This is a genomic window from Methanosarcina sp. DH1 (assembly GCF_020804205.1).
Taxonomy (GTDB): domain Archaea; phylum Halobacteriota; class Methanosarcinia; order Methanosarcinales; family Methanosarcinaceae; genus Methanosarcina; species Methanosarcina vacuolata.
This window is the reverse complement of the sequence record NZ_WJBJ01000011.1, coordinates 109,106-118,577: the sequence shown is the minus strand read 5'-3', so window position 1 is coordinate 118,577 and position 9,472 is coordinate 109,106. Positions and strand designations below refer to the sequence as shown.

Genomic DNA, 9,472 nt, shown 5'->3' with positions numbered 1-9,472 from the left:
GGGTTTTTACTTCCATTTTCGGGTCTTCGACTGAAATCCTGCCCGATACCGGCAGGGCAATCTCGATATCAGCCCYGGTTTCTTTGTATTCATCGTCATGGCAGAGGAACATAACAGGACCTGTAACTTTTACACGGTTTCGCTGGTTTTCAGGGCTGCCGACGCTTGTGCAGATTTCACCTATAAGTTTTCCAATAGTTGCCACGAAGTCTCCTTTTTCGCGCTTGCTTATTACTCGAATCTCAGGTACTTCTTTTATTTACGCTCAATAATTAAATCGCCATGACACTAGACTACATGGTAGTTCTGTCGTTCTAAAGATTATTTTAATGATCGTTTTATCTAATTTTTCTTTATTACTCTAACCTTAGAAATTTAAATATACAAATAATTGAAGAGGTTTATACCCATCACGATTTTCATGTGACTACCTTCGCCCTCGGGCATTATTCGGCGGTCACAGATAATGTTTTTTAATAACTACTATATAAACCACATATTTTAGCGGTATCAACAGGCATTTTTATAAGAAATTGATTTGTTTTCAAACAGTTACGGAAAAAGCCTACTAACAACTAAAAAACAAATTTTTACCCTCAAAATTCCCTATAGATATTATATAGGAAAAAATTTCCTTGAAAAAACGATTTTACGATACTGGCTAAGACGATTTGAAACTGCTTGAAAATAAACTAATTTCTTATAATATTTCCTTCCAATGCTGGTGAAAATGGGATTTATATATTCGGTGCGTAATTTGGGATTATGGCCGGGTCACAGATCGAAAAGAAAGAAGATAAGTAATAAGCTGTACGTAATTTGTTGGGATTCAAATGGTCAAGCCGAACATATTTTATAAATATCTAAGTCTTGCAGAGTGCTATGACAAGGACTATAACTGTAAAAATTACACATTAAGAAATTTAGCTCAAAATCAACTATATTTTAACGATCCGAATAATTTTAATGATCCGTTTGATTGTAGAATTCGTATGGATTTTGCAGGTACAAAAGAACAATGGATCGATTTATTATGTGAGAAATATGAATGTAGTCCTAAACAAGCAGAAGAAAAAGTAAACGGTTTTAAGAAAGAAGACAACGGTTTAGTTTGTCCTCACAATGCGTCATCGTATCTAAAAGTTCCAATAGTTTGTTGTTTTAGCAGCAAATGTGATAATATTCTAATGTGGAGCCACTATGCAGACTCTCACCAGGGTATTTGTCTAGGGTTTGAAGGTAGTGACGAAAATGAATACTATTCTATGCTTCTGTATGAATCGGATACTGATAAATCACCGTCCGTAGGTGAATTTAGAAACGTAATATATGATCTTAGTGATGATCTATGTGTTGTGAATATATTTGACAATCCACATAAAAATAATAAGATAGCAGATGACCGTGTATTCACAAAATTAAATACATGGGAGTATGAATGTGAATACAGAATGATACTTCCTGAATCACATATCCGCGAACCAAGGGTTCTAAAATATGACAAAAGATGTTTAAAAAGAGTTATTTTTGGATTAAAAATAGATAAAAGAGACGTTATAAGAGTATACAATATTATTAATGAAAATTACTTAAAAGAAAATTACTTAATAGAAGGATTTAAAGTCGAATTTTTCGAAGCTAAGGAAAAAATCGGCAAATATGAACTAAAAATCGAAAAAATAATGGACATAGAAAATTATATCTCTAGCCTTCAATGATAAAAATGGTTTACGTTGTTTCTGATTTTTAATGCTGAGGAATTCCTTTTCATCCTTTTACTAGTGTCTAAGCAATTTAGTTATGGGTCATTATAATTATAGTCACGCCTGTAATTGTTGCAACAAAAAACTTCATTGTACCTTATTGGGCAGTTGCATTATTTAGCCTCGTGACTATAAGATCGGGACTACAGATGAAGTATTGTCTATGTATTGATGTATCATAACTAAGTTGCCATGACACTAGTGCTGGTCGTCCACTAATATCCGATTGATGTTTTGATGATATAAGTCAAACACTGCTTCCAATTGCATTTATTTACTTACACTGCGATAGTATTATGAAAAGACAAATGGCTGGAAAAGTGAATCAAAAGGCTTTATTTCATTATTTAGGAATAATATCAATCAACAAATGATAAACGACCCTAGTGCTTCGATTCCGAAATTAACTCCTCATTTCCTAAAGAATCTGTAGTCTTTGGATATATTGAAAGTCAAGTTTTATGAATCTACTTTAGAATTGTAGCACTATTACGCTTTTAGAAAACAGTATCCTTTTAGAAAAAAGAATTGCTCCAGCTCTCTGGAGCAGAAAGCAAATTACTTCTCCCTTATCGGGACCTGAATTTCAGTCATAAGCTCTTCTTCAGGAACTTCTTCAGGGCTATTGAAATACAATTCCCTGCTCGGGCTCAGAGTTTCCAGGTTATTCTCCCTTGCATACGAGAAAATCAGGTTGTAACCGGCTTCAACTCCTGGATACGGTCCCCGGTAGACTACTGAAACAACTTTTATGGCAGGTAGGGTTTTTACTTCCATTTTCGGGTCTTCGACTGAAATCCTGCCCGATACCGGCAGGGCAATCTCGATATCAGCCCYGGTTTCTTTGTATTCATCGTCATGGCAGAGGAACATAACAGGACCTGTAACTTTTACACGGTTTCGCTGGTTTTCAGGGCTGCCGACGCTTGTGCAGATTTCACCTATAAGTTTTCCAATAGTTGCCACGAAGTCTCCTTTTTCGCGCTTGCTTACTACTCGCATCTCGGGTATTTCCTTTATAACTGGTTCTGTAACAGACATTTTGAATAACTCCATAACTTTTCCATTGTGTTTGCAGGCGCCCTGCAAGATCCCTTCGATCCTTTGCAGCTGTCCGATTTCCAGCCGGGTTTGCTCAAGTTTCTTCCTGAAGCCTGTTCCTATGTACTCAAAATCTTCTTTGCTTTCCGCATCCAAAAACAGGGAGATTTCTTCCAGGGAGAATCCGAGGAAGCACAGGGTTTTAATTTTCATCCCCTGCTCCAGCTGGGAAACGGTATAGTACCTGTATCCCGTAAAAGGGTCCTTTGCTTCCGGAACAAGCAACCCTTTCCGGTCATAGAGCCTGAGTGCTTTTTGCGAGAGGCGGGTCATAAAAGAAAACTTACCGATTGGAATCTGATCTACTGACATCTTGCTCAATCCAGTAATTGTCCTGAAATTAGATAAACAACCTTACTTTTCCCCGGGGGAGACTTCCGCGTTAAGGTGGTAGAATGTATATGTATTTCCTTCTGGGAAAATCCAAGGAAGCATAGGGATTTGATTTTCATTTGCCTGTTCCACCTCATGAGTTCATTCCAAAAATTGTTTTACTAGAAATCATAGGAGTTTTCAGGATCATTTTCCATTATCAGATACTCGATTTACTGTTCCAAATACGAGATTTATGTATCCTCTTCAAATTAAATGGGTTTCCAACCACATAAAAAATATAATAATTTTTCATGTGTGTTCTGTTAAGTGAGAAATGGTGACAAATGGCGTCCATTTTTTAAAATCACCATCAACAAAAATTATCAAAAAGGAAATGTCGACCTGCAGAATTAAGATTAAATACACCGAAGATATTTTCCAAACTTTAGATACAGATTAACATTATAGTCAAATAAAACATCTCAATTGTAGAATCAAGTTTACTCTTGAGGCGGCCTGTAAAGTGGGTATCAAATTAGATTAGAGATTTTAAAAGCTAATTTGAGATCCTCTCAAGAATCGGCTTTGTTTTTAAGATAGTTTATATATGTCCATTTTATAAACTACGCATATGGAAGAGGGCAAAATGAAGAATACAATCACGAGAAGTTTTGAGCTTCAGGACTACAGGATAGAAGGAACCGAACTTTCCGGCTTCTGGGCAGACTTAACGAGCAAAGAAGAACTGATAGTTGAGGTAAATTACGTYCCTGWAAAGAAAAAAGTCTTCAGTACCGCAGAAATCGAAAAGYTTGTCATGGRAATCCGTAATAAATGTGGCAGCTTTGAGGCTCAACTTCCTGAAAATATAAAATGCGAAGTCACCTTCAAAAATTTTGGAGAAAAAACTTACAAAACCAGCCAGCCTGATTTTGAACTGGAACCCATGGAGCTGGAAGAAGTTCAGGTTGCTTACCGTTTCTACGTTGAGTACTACATATAACCCGTATTACGCTTAATGCGGCAGTTTAAAGTCTGCAGTTTAAAATCCAGATTTAAGGAAGAGTTGATCGGTCCGCGGATAAATAATAAAGTTCAAATTCGTGAATACTTTGGAATCGAAGAACTAAAAACCGTGGGCTTAAAGCTTTACATATTTTTTTATGTTCAGGTTAAACAGCATTAAAAAATATGGATAAGGTTCCAGTTTAGAAACTGGTTAGAAACTGGTTTATAAACTGTGTAGAAATTCTTTAGAAACTATAACCATGGATGTCATTTCATTTGTGTGAATTAACATGAAGAAGAGACCTTCTCAATTATTGCTTCTCATTTTCTTTTTAATTTTTTTCATTCCTATGATATTATTATCGGGAGAACTTGATTTTGGAATTATTCAATGTCAATTTTTGGATCATTAATAGGATCTCTGATTTTGTATTTCGTTATAACCCTGATTATAAATATATACAATAGATTACAGTCTTTGATTTTCCTGGTTATTCTTCAGTTCAAAAACGATAGAAGTCTACCAGAGTTAATTAATCAGTTTACTCAGATTGGAAAGTCCTGGACATATTAATAAGTTGAAACGTTCAAATGAGTAAACAAAACTATCTCCCTGTAGCAATAATGAATCATAAAGAAGGGATGAATCTATGACTGAAGATCTGAAAAAAGCCCTCCTGCAGAAATGTGAAAGTATGGATATACCCATGGTTGGGGTTGCCAGTGTTGAGAGATGGAATAAACCTCCTTTTTTACCATGGATGCCTGAAGAATTCTATCCTCAATCCATATACCCCGAAGCAAAATCAGTGATAGTTATTGGACTTCCTGTACCTCTACCGGTTTTAGAGACAGCTCCCTCTTTATATTACCACGAACTGTACAATACGATAAACACCTTATTGGACCAATACACATATAGGCTTGCCAACTTCTTGACCGAGAGAGGATACCCATCTATTTTCGTACCTAGAGACGGATATGGAAGCGTTCAGGTACTCATTGAAAATCCTACTGCATTCTTTTCTCACAGGCATGCTGCTTTACTCGCTGGATTAGGAACTTTTGGAGTAAATAATACGCTCCTTACACCAGAATACGGCCCCAGAGTCCGTTTCGGTTCAATTCTGTCCACAGCCGAGCTTCCTCAAGATCCAATGCTGGAGACTGAACTTTGCACCCGCTGTATGCGCTGCGTAAAAATGTGCCCATCGAATGCTCTTAATAAGGAAGATTACCCCAGCGGACTTACAGATAAGAAAACCTGTTCCTCTTATAGTGCTGAATTAAACAAGCGTCACATTTCGCCGTGTGGTATATGTATCAAGGTCTGTCCAGTAGGAAAGGATAGAGTGGTATATAATAGGGATAATGATGCGATATATGTAGATAAGGACCTTTTTGCCAATCACCATAAAGCCTGGAAGCACGTTAGATCTTATGGCGGAAAAAATCCGTAATTACCTGACCTTCTTCGGTGAAGTGTTTCGAATTTGCTGTAAATCCGAAGCCAAAATTTTAAGGATTATTGTAACGAATTCAAAGTGGAAATAAGAACTAATAACAGCGATTGAAAACTTTTGTGTTAACATACAGATAGTGAACCGACACCTTCACTAGCAAAATTGCCTGTGGAAAATTCCTGTGAAAAATTTCTGTGAAAAATTCATTTTAATCGTTGAGATGAGCTAGTATATCGACTCCATTTCGAGCAAGGTGTCGATTCCATCTCAAGTTAGTTTATTGATTCCATCTCAAGTTAGTGTATTGATTTCATCTCAAGTTAGTGTATTGATTCCATTAGATATCATAGAATGTTTTACTAGATGACTTTAAGATAAACATAGGCTTAACGATAAAATGACAGATCTCGAAAAAACAATCACCTTAAAGAGAGGCATAGGGCTTGCGATCTGCATGCTCATAGGTACAGGAATCCTCGCACTGCCCGGCCTGGCTCTCAGCGTAGGAAATGTCCATGAAGCAATCCTTGGATGGCTTCTTATAACCTTCGTTACCATTCCGAGAGTCCAGATCTGTTCCAGGCTTGGCCTGAGATTCCCTTCAACAGCCGGGCTTGCCGGCTATGCAGAAAAAGCAGTAGGCCCCTGGGGAAGATATTCGGTTTCTTATCTTGTAAGCGGTTCATATCTTTTTGGGCTTCCTGCTATTGCTTTTATTGGCAGTGAATATATGCGGCAGTTTTTTAATCTTTCCGGGTTGGGAGGAACCTTTTGTGCAATCCTTCTTGTAAGCCTGATGTTTATTTCAAACCTGTTCGGGATAAGAGCTATCACTCTAATCAACTACTTAGCCCTGACTGTACTTTTTCTCCTCATAGGGCTGATTATTGTCTTTAACTTCGATTTTGTCGGTTCCGGGCTGAGGATTGCTGGAGAAGCTCTGAGCGGCCACGGAAACGTAGCTCCAAACACAGTATGGAATGTTACAGCTTTGCTTTTCTGGGCTTTTTTGGGCTGGGAAAATCTTTCTTTTTCCCTTGGAGAGATGAAAGACCCCGAAAAAAACGTTCCCCGCCTGTACTGGTTAAGCTTTATCCTGGTCGCTGCCATCTATGTTTTACTTGCCCTGATAAGTGTAGGAGCCAGTACTACAGGAGTTTCCCTCAAGGGAGCTGCCGGTCTCTCCAGTCTGGCTCTTTTCATTCCAGGCGGAAATTTTTTGATATGGCTTATAATTGTAGTTCTCGCAGCAAACGCCTGTTCCTGGAACTTTACTGCGAGCCGTCTAATCTATGCAGCTGGCAAAACAGGTGTTTTTCCTGCAATATTCGGAAAGCTCTCAAAAAGAAATATTCCCCTATCCAGCCTTGTGACTCTATATGCACTGTCGGTTTCTCTGATTACAGGGTGCTATCTTCTCAAAGTTCCCATTACGGCTATGATGATGCTCGTAAACCAGAACTTTATTTTCCTCTGCGGCTTCATCATAATTGCTTACTGGAAAACAGAAATAGGCTGGCAGAAATGGATCTTTTCGGTTCTTTCACTTCTGTCTTTGAGCTTTCTGGCATCAGGGTTTACCTGGAAGGTCATATATCCGCTCTTTCTGATAGGGCTTGGCTACTTCAGGTTTACCGTAAAAAAGAAAGATATATTATCGCAGGCAGTAGACTCGCAGTCCAGACAGGAACTCGTAATGCTTGAAGACTCCCAGGAACTCTCTCAGTCTATGAAACAATAAGAACAGTCTAATCTGACCTGATTAAGAGCTGTTTACCTGTAGAAACATTACTACAATACTTACTTTAGTAAATCTCACATTCCGATTTCTGATATTTTTGTACAATTAAAAATTATAAAATAATAATTATGATAGTCACCTATTAACAAAATAGCCAACGTCAAGTGATTATTATCCCAAATTGGCAGGGGTTTGTAATGTGCATACAATTATGTTTACCTGCCAATCCAGGATATAATTAATTACTAATTGAGTTACAGACTATTTCTAATTGAGTTACAGACTATTACTAATTGAGTTACAGTCTATTACTAATTGAGTTACAGTCTATTACTAATTGAGTTACAGTCTATTACTAATTGAGTTACAGTCTATTTCTAATTGAGTTACAGTTTATTACTAATTGAGTTACAGACTATTTCTAATTGAGTTACAGTCTATTACTAATTGAGTTACAGATTATTTCTAATTGAGTTACAGACTATACCACTTGTGCTCCATAGTTTTATTTTCACCTATAGCGAAAACATCGATACGCTGTGAATCCCATGAGACTGCTGCAGGTGCAGAGTACAATGCCCCGCCTCTACACATCCATTCATGCCAGGAACCGTCATACCATTTGTGCTTCAGTGTATTATAATCACTTCCAACTGCGAAACAATCCAACCGATAGGACGCCCAGGAGGAGGCAGCTACACCGTCATTAAATTCTCCACCTAGACTTTCCCAGTCATACCAGGTGTCATTAAACGACTTATGCTGCATAGATTTGTCTTTGCCTAAAGCGAAAACGTCGATACGACGTGAATCAGACGAAACGGCTGCAGGTGCAGAGTACAATGCCCCGCCCAGGTCTTCCCAGCCATGCCAGGAGCCATCAAACACCTGATGTTGCAGTGTCCTATCAGCTCCAACTGCGAAACAGTCCAACCGACCGGGTGCCCAGGAGGAAACAGCTACACCTTCAGTAAGGTCGCCACCCAGATCTTCCCAGTCATGCCAGGAGCCATCAAACACCTTATGCTGCAGAGTTTTATTTTTACCTATCGCGAAAACATCAATACGATTTGAATCCCATGAGACGGCTGCAGGTGCAGAATACAGTTCACCGCCTAGATCTTCCCAGTCATGCCAGGAACCATCATACCACTTGTGCTGCAGTGTCCGATTAGGTCCAACTGAGAAACAATCCAACCGACCGGGTGCCCAGGAGGAGACAGCTACACCTTCAGTAAGGTCGCCGCCCAGATCTTCCCACTTGCTCCAAACTGGAGAAATGTTTTGTGACGCAACGTTGTCGGTAGTTGAAACGGAGTCGGCACCTGCTACTGCACCTGATAGTGTCAATGCAAATAAGATTGCAAGCAAAATAGCCAGTGTATTTTTGATTTTTCTTTTCATTCTATGCATTCCCGAATTTATGGTTCAATCTTACAAAATTTGACAGTATCACGAATTCGCTGTAAATTTTGAATTAAGTTTTCGTACACGGACGACGGAATTAACTTTAAGATATAGAATTTTGACTCCTTACCTTTTTAAATTTATGATTTTACAGAAAAATCTGCACACTGCCAAAATTCCAGGGTATATATTCAGTATTTTTTAGAAGTAACTTCGTATATTGTATTAAAACATGAATATTAATAATTTGTTATATATCTTTCTAAATTTATGCCAATATGTATTCCTGGAGGTTATGGTGCAAAAAATCTGGCCTTGTTTCAAAATCAGTGTAAACCTTTACAATTAGGAAATTTAATTCTTCTCATAACTGGTAAACTGGCACACAAAGATAAAAATACTAGTATCAAACTGCGAAAATATCATTTTTGCACTAAAACCCTTCGTCTAGCCGTCTCCTAAATGTTCAATAGAGAGCCGGAGAATATCCCATTTTTTGATATAAGATTGCAAAACGAAAAGGCAAAAGTTCTCCAGAAATTCTATAGAAAATATACAAAAAAAGTGTTAGAGTGAAAGGGTGGTAGAGAGAAAGAGTGGTAGAGTGAAAGAGTGGTAGAGAGAAGGAGTGGTAGAGAGAAAGAGTGTTAGATAGAGGATGGTAGAGAGAAAGG

At 38.0% G+C, this 9,472-nt stretch carries 6 protein-coding genes and 1 pseudogene; 4 read left to right on the top strand and 3 right to left on the bottom strand.

The features are described 5' to 3' along the window. Positions 1 to 205, bottom strand: a pseudogene (locus FXW07_RS06280) (MerR family transcriptional regulator); the annotation flags it as partial. A gap of 787 nt (positions 206 to 992) precedes the next feature. Here FXW07_RS06280 and FXW07_RS06275 point away from each other — a divergent pair. After that, complete coding sequence (locus FXW07_RS06275; RefSeq protein WP_229394693.1) at positions 993 to 1,718, top strand: DUF2971 domain-containing protein; 726 nt, start codon at positions 993 to 995, stop codon at positions 1,716 to 1,718. Positions 1,719 to 2,321: 603 nt separating this feature from the next. Here FXW07_RS06275 and FXW07_RS06270 read toward each other — a convergent pair. Beyond that, the gene (locus FXW07_RS06270) at positions 2,322 to 3,176 is read right to left on the bottom strand and encodes a MerR family transcriptional regulator (protein WP_229394692.1); all 855 of its coding nucleotides are present in this window, start codon (positions 3,174 to 3,176) and stop codon (positions 2,322 to 2,324) included. A gap of 649 nt (positions 3,177 to 3,825) precedes the next feature. Here FXW07_RS06270 and FXW07_RS06265 point away from each other — a divergent pair. The 3 genes from FXW07_RS06265 to FXW07_RS06255 all read left to right on the top strand — a co-directional run bounded on the left by FXW07_RS06265 (position 3,826) and on the right by FXW07_RS06255 (position 7,391). Next, the gene (locus FXW07_RS06265) at positions 3,826 to 4,182 is read left to right on the top strand and encodes a hypothetical protein (RefSeq protein WP_229394691.1); all 357 of its coding nucleotides are present in this window, start codon (positions 3,826 to 3,828) and stop codon (positions 4,180 to 4,182) included. Positions 4,183 to 4,837: 655 nt separating this feature from the next. Beyond that, entirely contained in the window at positions 4,838 to 5,647 is an 810-nt protein-coding gene (locus tag FXW07_RS06260) for an epoxyqueuosine reductase (RefSeq protein WP_229394690.1), read from the top strand. A gap of 400 nt (positions 5,648 to 6,047) precedes the next feature. After that, positions 6,048 to 7,391: an APC family permease gene (locus FXW07_RS06255; protein WP_229394689.1), complete on the top strand. Its 1,344-nt coding sequence runs from the start codon at positions 6,048 to 6,050 to the stop codon at positions 7,389 to 7,391. Positions 7,392 to 7,865: 474 nt separating this feature from the next. Here FXW07_RS06255 and FXW07_RS06250 read toward each other — a convergent pair whose 3' ends face one another. Continuing rightward, a complete protein-coding gene (locus FXW07_RS06250; RefSeq protein WP_229394688.1) occupies positions 7,866 to 8,804 on the bottom strand; it encodes a hypothetical protein in 939 nt (312 codons plus the stop codon). Positions 8,805 to 9,472: the final 668 nt, after the last annotated feature.